General features: G+C 68.9%; 17 protein-coding genes. 13 read left to right on the top strand and 4 right to left on the bottom strand.

Translation table 11 applies throughout. The features are described 5' to 3' along the window. Positions 1 to 98: 98 nt before the first annotated feature. Positions 99 to 1,061 carry an amidohydrolase family protein gene (locus tag ACFRMN_RS26530; RefSeq protein ID WP_383023515.1) on the bottom strand — a complete coding sequence of 321 codons (963 nt, stop codon included), beginning with the start codon at positions 1,059 to 1,061 and terminating at the stop codon, positions 99 to 101. A 225-nt stretch (positions 1,062 to 1,286) separates the two neighbouring features. Between ACFRMN_RS26530 and ACFRMN_RS26525 the strand changes: the two genes are divergently transcribed. The 9 genes from ACFRMN_RS26525 (at position 1,287) to ACFRMN_RS26485 (ending at position 10,562) form a co-directional block, all read left to right on the top strand. Next, the gene (locus ACFRMN_RS26525; protein ID WP_383023512.1) at positions 1,287 to 2,066 is read left to right on the top strand and encodes an MBL fold metallo-hydrolase; all 780 of its coding nucleotides are present in this window, start codon (positions 1,287 to 1,289) and stop codon (positions 2,064 to 2,066) included. 82 nt (positions 2,067 to 2,148) lie between these two features. Beyond that, the gene (locus ACFRMN_RS26520; protein ID WP_383023510.1) at positions 2,149 to 3,255 is read left to right on the top strand and encodes an NAD(P)-dependent alcohol dehydrogenase; all 1,107 of its coding nucleotides are present in this window, start codon (positions 2,149 to 2,151) and stop codon (positions 3,253 to 3,255) included. 74 nt (positions 3,256 to 3,329) lie between these two features. Beyond that, positions 3,330 to 3,881: a VOC family protein gene (locus ACFRMN_RS26515; RefSeq protein WP_383023507.1), complete on the top strand. Its 552-nt coding sequence runs from the start codon at positions 3,330 to 3,332 to the stop codon at positions 3,879 to 3,881. Continuing rightward, positions 3,878 to 5,623: an FAD-dependent monooxygenase gene (locus tag ACFRMN_RS26510; RefSeq protein ID WP_383023504.1), complete on the top strand. Its 1,746-nt coding sequence runs from the start codon at positions 3,878 to 3,880 to the stop codon at positions 5,621 to 5,623. Before ACFRMN_RS26515 ends, ACFRMN_RS26510 begins: the two co-directional genes overlap by 4 nt. Before the next feature lie 15 nt (positions 5,624 to 5,638). Continuing rightward, positions 5,639 to 6,496 carry a fumarylacetoacetate hydrolase family protein gene (locus tag ACFRMN_RS26505; protein WP_383023501.1) on the top strand — a complete coding sequence of 286 codons (858 nt, stop codon included), beginning with the start codon at positions 5,639 to 5,641 and terminating at the stop codon, positions 6,494 to 6,496. Continuing rightward, the gene (locus ACFRMN_RS26500) at positions 6,493 to 6,933 is read left to right on the top strand and encodes a hypothetical protein (RefSeq protein WP_383023499.1); all 441 of its coding nucleotides are present in this window, start codon (positions 6,493 to 6,495) and stop codon (positions 6,931 to 6,933) included. The genes ACFRMN_RS26505 and ACFRMN_RS26500 overlap by 4 nt, the downstream gene beginning before the upstream one ends. A 72-nt stretch (positions 6,934 to 7,005) precedes the next feature. Beyond that, complete coding sequence (locus ACFRMN_RS26495; protein ID WP_383023497.1) at positions 7,006 to 8,256, top strand: oxygenase MpaB family protein; 1,251 nt, start codon at positions 7,006 to 7,008, stop codon at positions 8,254 to 8,256. A gap of 107 nt (positions 8,257 to 8,363) precedes the next feature. Next, on the top strand, positions 8,364 to 9,023 hold the full coding sequence (locus ACFRMN_RS26490) for a TetR/AcrR family transcriptional regulator (protein WP_383023494.1): 660 nt from the start codon (positions 8,364 to 8,366) through the stop codon (positions 9,021 to 9,023). Positions 9,024 to 9,578: 555 nt separating this feature from the next. Next, positions 9,579 to 10,562, top strand: a complete 984-nt coding sequence (locus ACFRMN_RS26485; protein ID WP_383023621.1) for a heme o synthase — start codon at positions 9,579 to 9,581, stop codon at positions 10,560 to 10,562. Positions 10,563 to 10,917: 355 nt separating this feature from the next. On the opposite strand, the gene ACFRMN_RS26480 is transcribed toward ACFRMN_RS26485, so the two are convergent. After that, positions 10,918 to 12,417: a phosphoesterase gene (locus ACFRMN_RS26480; RefSeq protein ID WP_383023491.1), complete on the bottom strand. Its 1,500-nt coding sequence runs from the start codon at positions 12,415 to 12,417 to the stop codon at positions 10,918 to 10,920. A 494-nt stretch (positions 12,418 to 12,911) separates the two neighbouring features. On the opposite strand from ACFRMN_RS26480, the gene ACFRMN_RS26475 reads away from it, so the two are divergent. Then, positions 12,912 to 13,952 (top strand): C40 family peptidase, encoded by a 1,041-nt coding sequence (locus tag ACFRMN_RS26475; RefSeq protein WP_383023488.1) that lies wholly within the window; start codon positions 12,912 to 12,914, stop codon positions 13,950 to 13,952. 91 nt (positions 13,953 to 14,043) lie between these two features. Here ACFRMN_RS26475 and ACFRMN_RS26470 read toward each other — a convergent pair whose 3' ends face one another. Beyond that, entirely contained in the window at positions 14,044 to 14,946 is a 903-nt protein-coding gene (locus ACFRMN_RS26470) for a M56 family metallopeptidase (protein ID WP_383023485.1), read from the bottom strand. Further along, a complete protein-coding gene (locus ACFRMN_RS26465) occupies positions 14,943 to 15,308 on the bottom strand; it encodes a BlaI/MecI/CopY family transcriptional regulator (RefSeq protein ID WP_365751676.1) in 366 nt (121 codons plus the stop codon). Before ACFRMN_RS26465 ends, ACFRMN_RS26470 begins: the two co-directional genes overlap by 4 nt. A gap of 435 nt (positions 15,309 to 15,743) precedes the next feature. Between ACFRMN_RS26465 and ACFRMN_RS26460 the strand changes: the two genes are divergently transcribed. The 3 genes from ACFRMN_RS26460 (at position 15,744) to ACFRMN_RS26450 (ending at position 19,027) form a co-directional block, all read left to right on the top strand. Further along, positions 15,744 to 16,319: a hypothetical protein gene (locus ACFRMN_RS26460; RefSeq protein ID WP_383023482.1), complete on the top strand. Its 576-nt coding sequence runs from the start codon at positions 15,744 to 15,746 to the stop codon at positions 16,317 to 16,319. A gap of 79 nt (positions 16,320 to 16,398) precedes the next feature. After that, positions 16,399 to 16,980 (top strand): copper resistance protein CopC, encoded by a 582-nt coding sequence (locus ACFRMN_RS26455; RefSeq protein WP_383023479.1) that lies wholly within the window; start codon positions 16,399 to 16,401, stop codon positions 16,978 to 16,980. A 16-nt stretch (positions 16,981 to 16,996) separates the two neighbouring features. Further along, positions 16,997 to 19,027: a cytochrome c oxidase assembly protein gene (locus tag ACFRMN_RS26450; protein WP_383023476.1), complete on the top strand. Its 2,031-nt coding sequence runs from the start codon at positions 16,997 to 16,999 to the stop codon at positions 19,025 to 19,027. The last annotated feature ends 42 nt before the right edge of the window (positions 19,028 to 19,069 follow it).

The raw sequence follows: 19,069 nt of genomic DNA, 5'->3' as shown, positions 1-19,069 counted from the left end.
GCTTCCGCTTGCACGCTTCGTCGCCCACGGGAGACCGTCGATGTGTCTCAGATCACACCACATGAGGGGCCTGCCGCACGCATGCGGCCCTGCCTCCGTCAGGCGAAGCGAGGGAACAGCCTGAGCGCGTTGTCCCGTTCCACGCCGCGCAGTTCGTCCTCGGTGAAGCCCTCGAAGGAGGTGAGGTTGTGGATGTTGTGGATCACGGTGGACTCCGGGGCCGCGGGCCAGTCCGTGCCGAAGAGGATGTGGTCCGGAGTTGTCACCTCAAGCGTCGGCAGCAGTGAGTTGCGGCTGCCGGCCAGCGCGGTCTCGTAGTAGAGCCCGCGCAATACCCGCGCGACATGCGCGGGATCGATGTCGGCGTCCTCGGGCCCCCGGCCCATGACGGTGTGTTCACCGATCCGCCAGCCGAGGGTGGGCAGCGCCCCACCGCAGTGCGCCAGGATCATCCGCAGATTCGGATACCGCTGGAAGACGCCGGTGTAGAGGGCGTTGGTGACGGTGCGCGCCGTGTCAAAGGGGAACTCGACGATCGAGCTCGGGCGGCCGAAGCCCAGGACGTCGATGTACGGACAGTCCTCAGGGTGCACGAAGATCAGCGCCTGGCGCCGCTCCAGCTCCGCCAGCACCGGCTCCAGGGCGGGATCACCGAGGTAGTGCCCCGCCATGTTCGAGGTCAACACGACCCCGTCGAGCCCGAGTTCGTCCAGGGCGTGGGAGATCTCGGCCAGAGCCTCGTCCGGGCCGTCCGCGGGCAGGGTGGCGAAGGCGCCGAAGCGGTCCGGGTACTTCGCGATCAGCTCGGCGTGCCCCTCGTTGACCGTACGGGCCAGCCGGATCCCGAAGCCCGGGTCATCGTCCGCCCCCGCGAACGAGACGGGCATGGACATGATCTGGGCGGCGATGTCATGCCGGTCCATGTAGGCGAGCGCGGCGTCCGGCGTCCACCTCACGGAGATCTTGTAACCACCGGTCAGCCGGAAGCCCCGGCCCGCGATCATCGCGATCGCCCCGTCGGACACGCCGTGAGTGTGAACGTCAATGCGTTGGCCGGGCATGGCACTGCTCCTCTGGTTCTGGTGCGGGCTCTGATCCCTACCCGATCGACCGTAGGACTTTAAGTGTCAGCGGTCAATTTATTCGCCGAGGTAGCGCGGGGCGAATCGCCACACCCTCACCCATCGCCGCACCCCCATTAAATTGACGAACGACACTTTAAAGTCTACGGTCGGAGCATCCCCTGTAGAGCCGGGTCATGCCGGCCCGCACTTTGGAGGGCTTCCATGCGGATAGGCGATATCTCAGTGCACGCACTCCCCGACGGCGTCGTACCGATGCCACCGGGCCTGCTCTATCCCGATGTGCCGGACTCGGTCTGGCGGAGTCTGCCGGGCACGATCGACCGGCACGGGATGCTGCCCGTACCGTTCGGCGGATTCCTGGCGGCCGATCCGCACGGTCACCGCGTCGTCTTCGACCTGGGCGGCGGTCAGGCGCCCCGGATCACGCCGAACGGCGAGCCGCCCCCGGTATGCGAGCTCCTGCCGGTGCAGCTGGAGAAGCTGGAGTGTCCGCCCGGCTCGGTGACCGATGTGGTCCTCAGCCACTTGCACATCGACCATGTGGGCTGGGCCTCCACCGCCGGTGTCCCCACGTTCCCCCGGGCCAGGCACCACATCCACGCCGAGGACTGGCGGCACTTCGTGGACGGCGACGCCGACGAGGCCGTACGCGCCAAGGTCGCGCCCCTGGAAGACACGGCCGTGCTGTGGACGGGCGACTCCGTCTCGCCGTACGACTGGCTGCGGCTGGTCCACGCACCGGGGCATACGCCGGGCGCCTCCGTCGCCCTGATCGAGTCGGGCGGCGAGAGCCTCGCCCTGGTCGGTGATCTCTTCCACCACCCGGCGGCCCTGGACCATCCGGACTGGCGCTGCGGCTTCGACTGGGACCCGCCGGCCGCCGCGGCCACTCGCGCGGTGTGGCTGGAGACGCTGCGCGCCACCCGTACGCCGCTCGTCGGCCCGCACTTCCCCGACCTGGAGCCGGTCACGCTCCGTTGAACCGGCCACGTTCAGCGAGACGAGAGCTGTGCGGCCGCGGCTACCCAGTGCCTACCCGGCCGCTCCTATCGAAAGATCTGCCATGAACCTCGTGAAAGCGGCGGTGTGCCGCCCGGACCGTGACGATCCCTTCCAGGTGGAGGAACTGACCCTCGGCGATCCCCGCCCGGACGAAGTACTGGTGCGCTTCACCGCCGCCGGGTTGTGCCATACGGATCTGGAGGTGGCGGCCGGACGCATGCCCACCCCGCTTCCGGTCGTGGCCGGGCATGAAGGGGCCGGTGTGGTCGAGGCGGTCGGGGCGGCCGTCACCGGGTTTGAGCCGGGCGACCGTGTGGTGGCCGCCTTCAGCTTCTGCGGCAGCTGCCGGAACTGTCTCGGCGGACGCCCCGCCTACTGTCCCCAGCACTTCCCGCTCAACTTCGGTGCCCAGCGCGCCGACGGGTCCGTCGGACTGCGCGACGCCGCGGGCGAGCCCGTGCACGACCACTTCTTCGGGCAGTCGTCCTTCGCCGGATACGGGCTGTGCCGGCCCAGCAGTCTCGTCAAGGTCGGCGCGACCGACCTGCCCGATCATGTGCTCGCTCCCCTCGGCTGCGGCGTCATCACGGGTGCCGGAGCGGTGTGGAACGTACTGCGGGTCACGCCCGGCAGCACGGTGGCCGTCTTCGGCGCGGGAGCCGTGGGGCTCAGCGCGGTCATGGCCGCCGTGGCCGCCGGTGCCGCCCGCGTCGTCGTCACCGACGTGCACGCCTCGCGGCTCGACCTCGCCGCCCATCTCGGCGCGACCGACGTGTTCGACGCCGGCGCCGTCCCCGCCGTCGAACGGATCCGGGAGCTGACCGGGGGTCCCGGCGTCGACTTCAGCGTGGAGTCCACGGGCGTGCCCGAAGTGATGGCGCAGGCCGTGGCAGCGCTCGCGCCACTGGGCAGCGCGGCCGTCCTCGGTGTCGCCCCGGACGCCGACCTGCGCACCAACGCCTTCGCACTCCTCGAAGGGCGGTCCGTGACCGGTTCCATCGTCGGCCACCAGGCCCCCGCGGTCCTCGTGCCACGCGTGCTCGACCTCCACGGAAAGGGCCGCTTCCCGCTGGAGGCCATGATCCGCACCTACCCACTGGATCACATCAACAAAGCCGTGGACGACGTGCGTTCAGGGACCGCCGTCAAGGCCGTCCTGGTCCACTGAGCCGCCCCCGGCCCCCGACTCCCGGCTCCCGGCTCCCGAGCCGCCAAATCTCCCCTCAGGCAAGGACGCAAGACATGTCAGGGATTCGTCTCTCCGAGGTCGTGCTGCGGACGACAGACTACGACCGCCTCTGTGACTTCTATTCACTGCTGCTCGATCAGCCGCGCACCGTGGAAATGACGCCGCCGCCGTCCGACGACCCGGACGAGCCGTCGCGCATCTGCTTCTTCGACTTCTACTTCGAGCCGCCCTACACCCAGCGCATCGCCGTCTTCGAGTGCGAGGACATCGGCTCCGGCCCCAACTCCCTCGGACTGCACCACTTCCAACTGCGGACGCCGACCATCGAAGCCCTGGTGGACCTCTACCGCACGCTCCACGCACACGGTCATCGCCCCGTCGAGGCGTCCAACCACGGGCCGGGCACGAGCTTCTACTACCGCGACCCGGACGGCAACAAGGTCGAGCTGTCCTCGCTGAACTTCTCGTCGCAGGAAGAGATGCGGACGTTCATGGCGACCGACGCCTTCAAGAAGAACCCGGGTGGCTTCCCGCTCGACCCGGAACGGCTGGTCGCCGGTGCGCGGTCCGGCCGGAGCCTGAGCGAATTGATCTGGGAACGATGACACTGACCTCGGCGCCGGGGCCCACCGGCGACATCCCGGACGACACGACGTACGACGTGGTGATCGTGGGCGGCGGCCCTGTGGGACTGGCGACCGCCATCGAACTGGGCGCCCGTCGGCTGTCCGTGCTCCTCGTCGAGCGCGAGGACGGCGTGGTCCGCTACCCGACGGCGGAGTCCATCGACACGGCCTCCATGGAGCTGCTGCGCTGGTGGGGCATCGCCGACGCGGTGCTGCGCAGCGGCTTCCCGGCCGACGTGATGCGCGACATCTCGTTCGTCTCCCGCATGACGGGTTACGAGCTGGCCCGCTTCCCTCGTCCCTCCAACGCCGAACGGCGCAGCACCGCGCAGGGGCTGAGCCCCGAAGGCGGCGTCTGGTGGCCCAAGTTCTGGTTCGACCTCACCCTGCGGGAGCGCGCCGCCGCCGAGACGACGGTGGATCTGCGCTACCGGTGGACCTGCGACGCGTTCGACGACGGCTCGCACGGCGTGACCGTACGGCTTGCCTCGCCGGTGCACGGCGGCAGAACCGTACGGGCGCGCTATCTGGTGGCCTGTGACGGCGCGGGCTCGCCCGTCCGCAAGGCCCTCGGCATTGGTTCGCTGCGTGACTCCGCCGACGTCCGGGCCCGCTGGCAGGGGGCCTTCGTCTCCCTGCCCGGACTGCGGACCCGCGTCCCGCATGCTCCGGCCGTGCAGTACTACCTGGTCAACCCCCGCCGGATGATTCTGGGGTCGCTCGACGGTGCCGATCTGTGGCGCGTCACATACCCGTTGCGAGACGGGGAGACCCCGACTCCCGCCGAGGTCCGCGCCACCATCGCCGACGCACTCGACTGCGCGGTCGAGGACGTCCAGGTGCTCGACACCCGGGAGTGGAGCGGTGACGCGGTCGTCGCCGCGTCCTTCCGCTCCGGACACGTCCTGCTGGCGGGCGACGCCGCGCACCGGATGTGGCCCTCGGGCGGGCACGGCATGAACACCGGCCTCGGCGACGTGGCCAATCTGGGCTGGAAGCTGGAGGCGGTGCTGCGCGGCTGGGCCCCGGAGGACCTGCTCGACACCTACACGGCCGAGCGCCGTCCGCACGCGGAGCACATGGTCCTGCGCGCCTGGCACAACTACCGTGCGGACAACGCGATCCTGCCGGACCCGGCTCTCGACGACCCCGCGGGCAAGGAGGCGCGCGTCCACGCCGGCGAGCGCATCGTCGCCACCCGCCGGACCGAGTGGCGCTCCCTCGGCGTCCAACTCGACGTGCGCTACCTCACGTCGCCGATCATCGCCTTCGACGGCAGCCCCGAACCACCCTCCGACCCGGAGCGGTACGTGCCCACGGCACGCCCCGGCCACCGGGCACCGCACACCACCCTGGCCGACGGCAGCTCCGTACGCGACCTCTTCGGCCGGCACTTCACCCTGCTGAACATCGCGCCCGCCGTGGACAGTGGGCTGCTGGCCCGGGCCTTCCGGACCCGGGGCATCCCCCTCGACGAGGAGTGGATCGGCGCCGAGGGCGCCCGCGAGGTGTACGGGTGCGCCATCGCGCTGGTGAGACCCGACGGCATCGTCGCCTGGCGCGGCGACGACTGCCCGGCGGATCCGGACGCGCTGGTGGACCGGGTGACCGGCCGCGCCGATGAGAACTGCCATGCGGCCGAGGGCTCTTGTACGGCCGCGGACCCCCGTACGGCCACGGACCCCCGTACGGCCGCGGACTCCCGTACGGCCGAGGGCTGAGGAACGGAGACCAGCATGTTGCTCGCACAGACCGCCGACGGCATCGCCCGGGTCGGACCCGACGCGCTCCAACTCCTCGACGCCCCCGGTGGAAAGCTGGAGGACTACATCGTCGAGGGACGCCTGGCCGAGGTGGAGGCCCTGCCGACTCTCAAGGAGATCGGCCGGCAGGAGACAAGCCTGGCGCCCCCGGTGCGGCGGCCCGGCAAGATCATCGTCATCGGGCTCAACTACCGGGACCACGCGGCCGAGACGGGCAGCCCGCTGCCCGCCCTCCCCCGCTTCCACCTGATCCCGGGCTCCGCGGTCACCGCGCCCGGCGCCGTCGTGCGCCTGCCGCGCCCAGCGCCGGGACACGTCGACTACGAAGGTGAACTCGCCATCGTCATCGGGCGCACCGGCCGCGACATTCCCGAGACGGAGGCCTGGGACTTCGTCGCGGGCGGCACGGTCGCCAACGATCTGTCGGCGCGTGACATCCAGACGGGTGACAATCCGGCACTGGCCTTGGCAAGCCCCGCGCTCGCCAAGGGGTTCGACGGCTTCAAGCCGCTCGGCCCCGCCCTGCTCACCTGCGACACACTCCGCGCCGTCGGTGCGCTGGGCATCCGAACCGAGGTCAACGGTGTCGTCCGCCAGCGGTCCTCGACAGCCGAGCTCATCTTCTCCATTCCCCGGCTCCTCTCCTACGTCAGCTCGTTCCTGACCCTGGAGGCCGGTGACGTCCTGCTCACCGGGACACCGGGAGGGACCGGCGTGGCGGAGGGACGGTTCCTCGCCGCGGGCGACGTGGTGTCGGTCACCGTCGAGAACATCGGCACGCTGACCAACGCCATCGGCGCCGCCAACTCCCTTGAGCGAGAGGCGAGATGACGAGCGACGACTGCGTTCTGTGCCGACGGGCCGTGACGCTCGGCGCCGCCGGTCGCGGCTGGCTGCTGCGGACCGCGTGCTGGGGTGTGTCCGTGCATCCGGCCATGCCGGTGCCCGGGTGGGTCGCTGTCCAGACGCTCCGCCACACCGAAGGGCTCGCCGGCCTCGATGACTCCGAAGCCGCCGAGCTCGGCTCCCTGCTCTCCCGGTTGAGTGCCGCGGTGACACGGGTGACCGGCTCGGAACGGGTCTACACCTACTCCCTCGGCGAGGGCTGCCCGCACACGCACATCCTGCTGGGCCCGCCCCGACGCGATCTGCGCGGCCCGGCGTTCATCGCCGGACTGCTGAACCGCGATACGTCCCTGGCGGACCCGGCGGCCGTCCTCCGCATCGCCAGTGAGCTGGCGGACGAGCTGAGCGACCGGCCTGACTGACCTCAAGAGCCCGTCGGCCGCGCAACACAGGCCGATAAGAGAAATCCGAACCATCCGAAAGCGGTGATACCGATGACACAACCGACCGAAGTGGCCATCCCCCAGATCTTCACGTACTTCCAAGCCGCCGAGAGCCCGGCAGGGCGCTCACTCAAGTGGAAGCTCGAACGCCTCGCCAAGTGCCACCTCGACGTCTCCGAGGAGCTGGCCACGGCCTTCGGACGGGCCATGAACACCGGGGACCGGCTCGGCGACGCCTACATCACGGCCGCCTTCTCCTCGCCCAAGGGCAAGGCGCGCGCCAGGAAGGACGTCGAGCAGGCGCTGCGCGGCGGCATCAACAGCGTCAGCGACCCGTCCGCGGAGCTGGTGGCGATGTTCGACCAGATCAACACCGATCCCGAGTGGGTGGACTGGGACAAGGTCGAACACGGTGCCGAGGTCTTCCGGAGGTACAAGGAGCTGTACCCGTACTTCGGCATGGCCACGTTCAACGCGTACGGCCTGGAGACCGTCGCCAAGCCGCTCGCCTTGACCGGCGCCTACACCGGTGGATCCGCGTTCGGCCGGTTCCTGGAGACCTCCCGTCTCTGGACGGACACCACCGAGCCCGGCGCCATGCGGCCCGGTGCCGTGGGCCGGCGCTCCGCGGTCTTCGTGCGCACCCTGCACTCGATGATCCGCCACACGCTGCTGCCGCACCCCGAGTGGAACCGGGACCGGCTCGGCATGCCCATCAGCCAGTTCGCGCAGACCGGGACCCTCGTGCTCAGCTCGTTCGCCCCAGGAATGCAGTTGAAGCTTCTCGGCTACCGTCCCACCGACGCCGATGTCGAGGCGATGATGCATCACTGGCGCTACGTCGGATACCTCATGGGCGTCGAGCCGCCGTGGTACCCCGAGACGGTGGCCGACGGTTTCAAGGCCCAGCTGCTGTTCGGGCTCGCCGAACAGCCGAAGATCGACAAGGACTCGCAGGAGCTGTGCCGCTCGTTCATGGACACCTTCCTGCCTCCGGAGGACGCCAAGGGGGTGCGGCAGCTCTACGGCAAACTCCGTTACAAGGCACAGCTCGGGCACGCCCGCTTCTATCTCGGCGAAGAGAGCTACGAGGGTACGGGCCTCCCCGACCCCGGCCTGTGGCGCTTCGCTCCGCTGGCCCGGGTGCCCGGGAACCTCACACGCGAGACCCTTCGCCGGAACGTCCCCGGAGTGGCCGGATGGATCGACCAGATCAACCGGCGCGATCGCCACGAATTCCTCAACTCGAACCTCGAAGGCGGCGAAGCGAAGTTCAAGCCCGTCGACAAGCTGACGCGCTAACCCGTCGACAATCCCTCGCGCCAATGGAATAAGCCCCTGTCCCCATCCCCGTCCGCTCTCCTCCGGTCCCCAACGGAAGAGAGCGGACGCCCAGCTAAACTGGTCCCATGTCTGACACTCCGCAACGCGTCACCCGGCCCCGTGGACGCCCGCCCAAAGATGCCCAATTCGCCCCCATCGATCAGGTGATGGAGACGGTCATCGAGGCTTTCTCCGTGCATGGGTACAACGGAGTTTCACTGCGGACGGTGAATGACGAATTGGGCGTCAGCCGCAATCTCCTTTATCAGCGCTTCGGTTCGAAGGCCAATCTGTGGCGCGCCGCCGTCGACTGGGCCTTTCGCCCGCTCGTCGACCATCTGGAGGCCGCGGACGACATGTCGGCGGACCCGATGGTGCGGCTGCGCGTGCTCATCCGGAGTTTCATCGAGTACTCGGCGACCCGCCCCTATCTCGCTCGCCTCGTCACGCTGGAGGGAGCGGCGGCCACGGATCGACTCGATTATCTGTATCACCAGTACATCGAGCCCATCTGGTCCCGTTTCACGCCCGTTTTCCAAGTTCTCCAGGACCAGGGAAGAATCAAGAACACCCCACCCGCGGTCATCTATTTCCTGCTGACTTCCGGAGGATCCGCCCCCTACGGCCAGATCGGTCTCGCCTCGTTGATCAATGCCGATCTGATGTCACCGGAGGAGACCCGTGTACGGCTCTACGCCGAGAACGTGGCCGAAATCCTCTTGAACGGCCTGTCACTGTCCGAGTGACGGAGCCGCGCGCCCTGCTGGAGAGCGGAGCGTCCGCTCGGAGTACGCCTCACGTGAAGGAGAATTGACGCCCGACGGACAGGGAAACGGCAATCGATCCTCACGATACAAGATCGCCAACTGCGGTTGGCACACAGGCCCGAGTGGCATGTTTCACCCCAACCCCGACCTGCGGGAGAGCTGTCGGCCAACCGACACGGGTGGCGCGAGCCATTGGTGCGCGTACTCATCCGGGTGCGATCACGGCGGAGACCGTACGCGCGCAGCAGGCCGCCGTTGTGCGGAGGTTGAGTGGGCATCAGAGGGATGCGGGGCCCGACGGACGCCGAGGGAGGACTCGATCGCGCGAGTTGATGACGCTACAGGGCCCTGACGGGGCGCCACATGGTCTGTGCTAGCTTGAGCATTCAGGGGCTCAAAGGCTGTATCTTCTTTCACATGTCGCGCTTTCCTTTCGAAGATTCTTTGCGGTCCTGCCAGTTTGAGGGAACAAAGAAATTCCGCCCCTAAGGGCGATCGAAAGGGGCTTCGATGACCACTGTCGACGACCGAGCCGTGCCGTCCGGGGAAACCATTCGGCCCGCAAAAGACGCGCGACTCGATAAATCCGCGCCGTCCGGGAGTGGTTTCACCGCCGACTCCGATGAGTCCGGGAAGTCCCACACATCGGTTTCCGGAGTTATTCGGGCTTACGCGGACCTCTGCAAGCTCCGCATCGTCGAACTGTTGCTCATCTCCGCTGTCCCGATCCTCTTCCTCGCCGAGCAGGGAATTCCCTCCTTGCTTGACGCGGTGATCGTCATCATCGGCGGCACCTTCGCCGCCGGCAGCGCCAACGCGCTCAACTGCTTCATCGACCGCGACATTGACAAGTTGATGAACCGGACCCGGGAACGCAGTCTCGCCCAGCACCGTGTCACCCCGCATGCCGCCCTCGTCTTCGGAGTCGCCCTCGGCGTGCTCGCGGTCGGCCTGTTCGCTGCCTTCGCCAACCTCCTCGCGGCGGCGCTCACCCTCGGCGCGATCCTCTACTACGTCGTCATCTACACCATGTGGCTCAAACGACGCACCTCACAGAGCACCTTCTGGGGTGGCATCTGCGGATCGGCACCCGTACTGATCGCCTGGGCCACGGTGACGAATTCGATCTCCTGGGCCGCTTTCCTCCTCTTCCTCGTCGTCTTCTTCTGGCAGCCCCCGCATTTCTGGGCCTTGGCCATCAAGTACAAGGACGACTATGCCCGCGCCGGTATCCCGATGCTGCCCGTCGTGGCCCCGATGAGGCGAGTCCTCGGCGAGAGCCTCGTGCACAGTTGGCTCATGGTGATCGCCTCGGTCGCCGTGTGGCCCCTCGCCACCACCCCGCTGTACGGTATCGGGGCAATCATCCTCGGTTCCGCGTTCCTTTTCGAGGTGCACCGCCTCTACGCCGCCGAGCGACGCGGTGCGGAAGTGCGGACCATGCGCCTCTTCCACGGATCCATCACCTACCTCACCTTCCTCTTCCTGCTTGTAGCTGTCGACGGTCTTGTCCAGTAGCCCCACTGACTTTCGCTCACTCAGTGCCGGCCGCTGTGAACCGAGTCGCCCCGTTCATCCAGAACCGCCGGATCATCGCGATCCGGCGGTTCTGTGCTTTCGGGGGCGGCATGGTCGAGGAGCCATGCACCGCGACCAACAGAACTCAGGTGAGCCCGGTCCCTCCCGCCGAGTCTGCTCTGCGGGAGGGACCGGGCTCACCCCTCTGTCACGCCAAACCAGGAGAGCGACTGCCGCTGCCCGGTGACAGGACTCGCTCCGTACCGCGCATGTCACCGATTCGGGTGGCCGCGGCGGCTCCTCGGCGAATGAAGCCCATCCATCTTCACGATCTGCTGACCCGCGGGGTGCGGGACTAGCGGACCTGGACGAACACGGGGTTCGAGTAGAACCACAGATCGTCCCAGGGGCTCTCCTTGCCGTCCGCGAGCGGTTCGGCCTCGTCGGTGCTCGTGCCGCGTACGCGGGCGTAGAGGTCACCTTCCACATTGCGCAGGGTGTAACGGATGACGTAGTCCTTCCCCTGCTTGCGCCAGTCGCGGGGACCGAACCGTGCCACAACCTTCGTGGTGGGGTTGGTGTCGGCGTCGAGGTTGGCGCTCGGGCCGGTGACCTGGCCGACGATCAGGTCGACGCGCTGGACCTCGGGGCGGTCGCCGTTGGCGTTCTTGCCCTCCAGCGGCCGGAACTTGATCTCGATCTCGACGTCGGTGCGGTTGCGGCGGCTCACGGTGAGAGTCTCACCCATGGCAGCGTCGTTCCCGTGGTTGCTCGCCGTGACGTCGAGGCTGCTGATCAGATCCCCGGTCCCGACCCAGACCCGCCCGTTGCGGAGTCCGTCCATGATGTCGGCGTAGTCCTGCCGGGCCAGCACATAGGTCTTGCTGTACTCGCCCGGCCAGAAGTCGGATCCGCCGCGCGTCCAGTGCACATGGGAGTCCGAGGTCGCGGTGATCCACCAGCGTCGGCCTTCGCCGAGCAGTGAATCCCAGAGCCCGCCGACGCGAGCCGTCATCTGGTCGAAGCCGCCGTGGGTCGGGTAGCTGCCGTACGACCCACGTGCGCCTCCGGTGAGCGTGCCCGCCTGGTGGCCGGGAGCCCCCTCAAAGCCGACGTAGACATCCGGTGCGGCGTTGTTGCCGTTGCGGAACTCCCGGGGGGTGTCCTGCCCATAGACGCCGAGGCCGCTCGCCGACCGTGAGGGGTGGTGGGCGATCACCATCGGCTTCTGCCGCATGTCCTTCGCGGCCTTCAGGAACTCAACCATCTTGGCCTCGGTGTCGCGGCCGGGATCGTTGGGGAAGGCGTCGAACTTGGCGAAGCGGCTCTCCAACTCGAACAGCTGCTGTGCCTCGCCGTCGTGGTGAGGGATCATCAGCGTGTGGTGGTCGAGTGCGGGGGCGTCGAGTTCCATCCCCCAGAACTGAAGGACCTCGGGCACGAGTACGCGTGAGCGCAGGAGGTCGGGGTATGCCTGCTCGATGTTCACCTTCGAGTGCGTCGGCCCGCCGTGGTCGGTGCACATCGCCCAGGTGAGGCCGAAGTTCTTGGCCATGATCGCGTTGGTGACGATCGGATAGACGGCGTCGGCACCCTTGTGGAACGTCGGCGGATTCGTCGACGTGTCGAACTCGCCGCTGTACTCCGAGTGCACATGGTGATCGCCGGCGCGCCACACCCGATTGCGGGAGTTGCCGGGCTTCGCGGGCTTGCGGTCGTCATCGTTGGCCCACGCCGTGCCGCCGCCCACCAGCGGGCTCGCGGCCGCCAGCGTCGCGCCGACGCCGGCGAACTTGACCAGCCGACGTCGCGAGATCGCCGAGTTCTCAGGATCTTCGCTGTTCGTGTCCTTCACGGGAAAGCCTCTCGTTCGACTGCTGAGGGGGGCGATGATCGAGCCTCGAAGAACAAACTGAACGCAGCATGAACAGAGACCGGGACCATTGAGAACAGCCGACTCCGGCAGCCCTGACAACACGAGGCGGTCTCCGCGGTGTTCGCGGGCGTGGCGGTGGCCCGGGGTTCATGGCAGTGCTTCGGGGCGGCGGCGTGGTGGGTGCGCCGCAGTGGTCACCAGGCATAGCCACTGGCGGTACCGGTGCGCTCCGCGCGTTGCGCACCCGTATCTGCCCGTTCGCGCCACAAGTGGGCGTTCACGCAATGACGCACCCTCACCCCCGAGCCTGGAACTAAACCGCTAAGCGGATTAGTATTTGACGGTCTTCGTACGGTCGATCACCCGATGGGGGTGGCGGCGGAGACGCCGCCGAATCCGCCGTGCTCGGGCGGAGCCGGAGAACAGCTGAGTTGTTCTTCCGGTGGCGGCCGTGGAAGAAGGAGCTCGCCTCAGTGGCGTCCCACCGTCGTACCAAGCAGCCGAACCGCCCCTACGCGACCGTGCTTTCGGTGACAGCGGCGGCGGCCGTAGCGGTGTCGACACAGTCGGCCTCCGCCGATCCGCTGCCCGACCCGAACAAGAAGGGTGTGCAGGCGCAGATCGACCGCCTGTATGAGGAAGCGACTCAGGCCACGGAGAAGTACAACGGGGCGAAGGAGAAGGCCGAGGGACTACAGGAACAGGTCGGCGCTCTCCAGGACGCCGCCGCCCGCAAGCAGGCGGACCTGAACGAGTTCCGGGAGCGGCTCGGTTCGATAGCGACCGCACAGTACCGAAGCGGCGGCCTCGATCCGTCGATCCAGCTCTTCCTCTCGGCCGACCCCGACGCTTATCTGGACAAGGTGTCCGAACTCGACCGGCTGAGCACCCAGCAGGCCGGCATGCTGGAGCAATTCCTCCAGCAGCAGCGTGACTTGCAGCAGCAGCGCAGCCAGGCCGCGGCAAAGCTCCAGGACCTCAAGGACACCCGCAAGGACCTCGGCAGCAAGAAGACCACGATCCAGGGGAAGTTGGCGGAGGCGCAGCGACTCCTCAATACGCTGACGGCCGAGGAGCGAGCCGAACGAGCGGCGGTGGAGGAACGGGCCAACCGCTCCAGCGAACGAGTCGAGCTCGGCAACGAAGCCAGCGCGTCCCAGCGGACCGCCGCCGCGTTCAGCGCGGCCAAGAGCCGGGTCGGCATGCCGTATGTCTGGGGAGCGGCCGGGCCGAACTCCTTCGACTGTTCAGGGCTGACGTCGTGGGCGTTCCGTCAGGCCGGCGTGACCATACCCCGGACATCTCAGGATCAGGCCAACGCCGGTACCCGTATCAACTCTTTGAGCGCGCTCAAGCCGGGCGATCTCATCATCATGCGTACCGATCTGAGCCATGTCGGCTTCTACGCGGGGAACGGACAGATCCTGCACTCGCCGAAGCCGGGCGCCCAAGTGCGTTACGAGTCGATCGCGCGAAGCGGCATGCCGTTCATGTGGGGCGTACGCATCAGCTGAGAGCCGTGATGCCGGGCGACGGGCCGGACGACGGCCGCGCCCGCGCCACCACGGGCAGCGTGTCTGCACGCGCCACCACGGGCAGCGTGTCTCAGCCCAGTCCAGGAGGGCATGCCAAGAGGAGTGGCAGCAGGGGCGTCATGACCGCGGTCGTGGCCATGACGCCGCGGAGTGCCGGGTGCGCGCACCGCGCCGGCGCCAGAATTCGCCGGAGCCGGGCGAGCGCCGCGGGGCCCCCGGCGGACAGCGTGCCACGAGGGGCGGGGCCTCCGGACGCCATTTCGAGCATAGCGGCGGCCAGTACCCCGTGCGGGTAGCTGCGCAGCGCCCGGTCGTCGGCGGCCATCTCCAGCAGGAGTGGTATCTGCTCGCGGAGGTGCCGGGCCAGCGGCAGTCCGCGGAAGACCGTTGCGAAGGACTGGGCCGCGACGAGCACCAAGTGGTGACGCCAGACGATATGAGCCCGTTCGTGTTCGACCACAGCGCCGAGTTCCGCCCTGGAGAGCAGCTCAACAGCCCCTGTGCTCAGGACGATCCTGGGACGGTGGCCCGGGAGACAGTAAGCGGCCGGTACTCCATGCTCGATCACGGTGGCACGCAGCCGGGCCGATGGGCGGCCGACCTTGTCCAGGACTCTGCGGTGACTGTTGCGTGCCCCACGGGCACGCAACGCGTGAAAGGCGAAACTCACCACGTGGGCGGCCACCACCAGGACCGAGGCCGCGACGCCGAACCGCTCCACCGTGCCCACGTCGGGGGAACCAATTCCCAATGCCACCCCGCACGAGTAGAGAATGCCGTGCAAGTGCGCGTCCGGGGTGGCGAGATGAAGCGCGGCGAGCGCGACACAAAGGGAGAAAGAGGCCGCGAACGCGGTCCACACAGTCGCGGCGAGTACGGGCGACCGATGTGGCCAGCTGCTCCGCAGCATCACAGACGGTGCGACCCAGCCAACGGCGGCCGCATAACCGAGGAGGGCGGGAGCGGCGTTCATTCGGCGGACCGACCGGCGGCCCTGAGCGCCTCGCGCAGCGCGGCCACTTCCTCGTCGGTCATCCGCTCGACGAAGTACGCGAGAGCGGCCGGCCGGTCCTCGCTGGCTCCCAACGCGTCCTCCATGAGGGCCGCCGAGTACGCCTCCCGGCTGCGCACCGGCGTGTAGAGCCAGGCACGGCCCTGCTTCTCCCTGGTCAGCCAGCCTTTGTTGTAGAGGATCGTGGCCACGGTCATCACGGTCGAATAGGCGGCCGGGCGGCGAGTGTTGATGTCATCGACGACTTCACGGACCGTGGCGGGTCTGCCCCACTTCCACAGGCAGTCCAAGATCTCGGCCTCAAGATTCCCCAGCCACCGCATTCCCCGTGTCCTCTCCGCCACCGCCTTCGGTCACCCGCCATAGTAGGTGTGCGGGCGCACGGTCCGTACGGTGAGAGTGCTGCTCCATGAGGCTGTCGGCGTACCGGTGCGCGGTAACGGACTCGCGGCCGCTCTTCACCGGACTCATGACTGAGCCGCCCGCCGCACCGGCCCCCCGGGCCGGGAGGCGGGCCCGGCCCGGACGCTGGGATCGGCACCAGTAGGCTATGGCGGGGAGGGCAACGAGCCCATCACCACACTGCCTTCCGCCCGGTACCTCCGCCACCACGCGGCCTTCGCCGGGTCCGCTCCCCCGCCCTCCGTTCCTACGTGCCTGGAAGCAGCGACACGATGCGACCGACGACACCTGCTACTGGACCGGCCGTTCGGCGTCGGCCGGGCGCTGGTCGGGCGGCCGGTTTCGCGGGGCTGTGTGTGCTGCTTCCGCTGCTGGGACAATGGGCGTTCACCGGGCACCAGCTCACCGGCGGAGCATTGTGGGGGTTCGTCGCGGCTACGGGTACGGCGGCAGCGATCTTCTCCCGTCGATCCCTCTCGCACCAGCAGGCGCTGGCGGCGCTGGCCGGTGCTCAACTCGCCTTCCACGCTGCCTACACCCTGCCCGGGGCGTGCGCCGTCGCGGGATCGCGGACCGCTGCCGTATGGCTGGAGCACACCACCGGCAGCGCCCATCCCGGCTGGGAGGTGCTGGCCGCCCACGCGGTCGTCGTCGGGCTCGCTGCCCGGCTGCTCGGTGTCGCGGAATCCCTGCGGCAGCCGCTGTGCTTCCTGATCGACGCCGCTCGCGAGCGGCTGGCCCTGGTCGGCGTGCGGCTGGTGGGTACGTGTCCGCTGCTGCCCCTCGTCCCGGTGGAGGGGCCACGTAACGCCCCGACCGGGTTCCGCGCCCCGCCGCGCCGCGCGGTCCGCGCCCCGCCGCACCGTCCGCGGTACACAGGCGTCCTGCTTCCCACCCGGCTCGTACCGGGCGGCGGTGCTCTGCCGGCCTGACGGGCCGAAGGCCGCCCCGCCCGTCGGTGCGGCCGTCAACTGTCCGACCGCACTGGCCGGTCGGAACGAAGGCATCGTCATGACCTCATCGCTGCCCACGCGTGCGATCACGGTGGGGGTGGTGGCCTGCGCCGTACTCGGCGCCTCCGCCCTCCTCGCGCCGCCCGCCCACGCGCACACCGCGCTGGCCTCCAGTAACCCCGCCGACACATCGACACTGTCCGCACCTCCCGGGGAGGTCGCGCTGACCTTCAACGAGAAGATGGACGGCGCGTACGCCCGCGTCGCCGTGACCGGCCCCGACAACCGCTCCGTCACCAGCGGCGGTACGAGGGTCAAGGACCGGACCGTGACACAGGCCCTGAACGCCGCCGCCCCGGCCGGCCGTTACACCGTCGCCTTCCGGGTCGTGTCCACCGACGGACATCCCGTCACCGGAAGCCTCACCTATACCCTCGCCGCCACCCCCTCGGTCCCGCCCAGCGCCACTGCCGCGGGCCCCGAGCAGGCGGCCGACCCGTCCGCGCCCGCCACCGCCTCGCACGGACGAGAGGGCGCTGACATCTCGATGGCCGTTCTCGTAAGCGGCGTGGTGCTGATCGTCGCCGCAGGCGCCACCGTGTTCGGGCTGAGGCAACGGCGAGGCCGCTATGGTGCTTGATCACGCCCTTCGGCGAGTGGCCTCGCGCCCACCGCTGCTGGTCACCGTCGTGCTGGCTGCTGCCGGAGCCTCGACCACCGGCGCCGTCTGGTTCGGCGGTGGCATCCCCGAGGCGCTGCCGGGACTGCCCCAGGCCGGACCGGGCACCTCTTGGGGCCTGCCGCTGGCCGAGACCACCGCGAGCCTGACCGCTGTGCTCACCATCGGACTTCTGCTCCTGGTGACCGTCCTGCTGCCCACCGGGCAACCGCGTCTGACCCGACGACGGCAGCGCGCCCTGACCTGCGCCTGGGCGGCGGCCGGATTGTGGCTCGCCGCCACGGTGGCGACACTGCTGCTGACCGCGTCGGATGTGCTGGCTCAGCCGGTCGGGCAGATCGTCGAACCCAGCCTGCTCATCAGCTTCGCCGTCTCCATGCCCCAGGGGCGCGCCCTGGCACTGACCGCCTGTGCGACGGTCCTGCTCGTTACTTTCGGCCCCGGCGTCACCACCGGGCGGGGCGCACGGGTGGCTCTGGTGATCGCGCTCGCCGCACTGATACCGCCCGCGTTCACCGGCCATGCCGCCTCGGCAGGCAACCACGATGCGGCCGTGGTCAGTCTGGCCGTGCACATTGTGGCCGCCACGGTCTGGATCGCCGGCCTCGTCGCCGTCGTCGCCACCGCTGTCCGGGCCCGCGGCTATGCCGCGAAGGCGGCCACCGGATTCAGTGCGCTCGCCGGATGGTGTCTGCTCGCCGTCACCGCGTCCGGCGTCATCAACGCGCTCATCCGCGTCGACTCGCCCGCCCGGCTCCTCACCACCCCGTACGGGCAACTGCTTCTCGCCAAGACCGTCGGGCTCGCCGCACTCGCCGCCTGCGGGGGCTGGCACCGGCGCCGTACCCTGCCCGCGCTGAAGGCCGGGCGCCGGTCGGCATTCGTACGCCTGGCCATGGCCGAGCTGCTGCTGATGGCCGGCACAGTCGGGCTGGCCGTCGGTCTGTCCCGCAGCCCCGCGCCCGCGGTCGGGTCGCTTCCCTACTCGGCGGCGAGCGAGTTGATCGGCTATCCGATGCCCGCCCCCGTCAATGCCCTCCGGCTGCTGACCGAATGGCGCTTCGACCCGGTCTTCGCCCTGCTGATCACCATCGCCGCCCTCGCCTACTGGCGCGGCGTGCGACGTCTGAAAGCCCGGGGCGACGCGTGGCCACCCGGCCGTACCACCGCCTGGATGCTTGGCCTGCTCGCCCTGGCCCTGTGCACCATGAGCGGTCTCGCCACCTACGGACGCGTGATGTTCAGCGTCCACATGGGCCAGCACATGGCGATGGCCATGGTCGTGCCCATCCTCCTCGTGCTCGGCGCGCCGATCACCCTGGCTCTGCGGGCCCTGCGTCCCGCCCCCAGATCCGGCCGGGCCGGGATACGTGAGCTGCTGCTGAAGATCCTGCACAGCCGGGTCAACTCGGTGATCACCCACCCGGTGGCCGCTATGGCGCTGTTCATCGGCAGCTCGTTCATGGTCTACTTCACGCCGCTCTTCGAAATCGCCATGCGCGACCACCTCGGTCACCTGGCGATGCAGCTCCACTTCCTCGCCATGGGCCTGCTGTTCTTCTGGGTGATCATCGGCATCGATCCGACACCACGACGTATCCCGCACTTCGCGAAGCTGATCATTCTCGTCATCACGATGCCCTTCCACTCTTTCTTCTCCATCGCGCTGATGAGCTCCACCGACCTGATCGGCGGGGACTACTTCCAGGCGGTGGAACGGGTCTGGGGCGCCACACTGGCCGACGACCAGTACCGGGCCGGGGCCATCGCCTGGGCCACCGGCGATATCCCCATGCTGATCACCACCATCACCCTGGCGGCCCAGTGGGTCCGCTCGGACGCCCGGGAAGCGAAGCGCGTTGACCGTGCCATCGACCGCGGCGACGGCAAGGACCCGCTCACCGCGTACAACGCCTACCTCGCCTCTCTCCACCGGCGCGACCGTCCCACCAGCCGTACCAGCGCGGCGGGATCCGACTCCGCGGCTGCCAACGAGAGGGCGACCTGACCGGTGTTGTCGCGCTCCGGTACCTCGAAGGCTTCTACGACG

The organism is Streptomyces sp. NPDC056835 (assembly GCF_042789485.1).
Taxonomy (GTDB): domain Bacteria; phylum Actinomycetota; class Actinomycetes; order Streptomycetales; family Streptomycetaceae; genus Streptomyces.
This window is presented reverse-complemented; position numbering and strand designations above follow the sequence as displayed.